Origin of the sequence: Bacteriovorax sp. DB6_IX, from assembly GCF_000447775.1 — a bacterium.
Lineage (GTDB): Bacteria > Bdellovibrionota > Bacteriovoracia > Bacteriovoracales > Bacteriovoracaceae > Halobacteriovorax_A.
In genome coordinates this window covers 1-219 of sequence record NZ_AUNJ01000126.1, presented here as the reverse complement: position 1 = coordinate 219, position 219 = coordinate 1, and the positions used below count along the sequence as shown (strand labels likewise).

Sequence of the window (219 nt, the reverse complement as noted above, 5' to 3'; positions counted from 1 at the left end):
GACTTCTCTCTGCTTGTAAAAATAATCCTATATTTGTTCTTTGATTCCACTTCCAAAAGTGTGAAAGTTTCAGTCCAAGATTGGCAAAAGTCCACTTGAAATTTGATCCACTAACTTGATTAAAACTTGTCACAATCATCATTGGAATTGAACGACTACTCTCAAGTCCTACTTCTGTAGTAAAGCCAAGTGAAGAGAGTGATTCACTTTCTTCAAAGA

1 protein-coding gene is annotated in these 219 nt (G+C 35.2%); it reads right to left on the bottom strand.

What is annotated here, in order from left to right; all coding sequences use genetic code 11:
• A partial coding sequence (locus M901_RS03955) for a hypothetical protein (RefSeq protein WP_034720176.1) occupies positions 1 to 219 on the bottom strand: 219 nt, incomplete at both ends.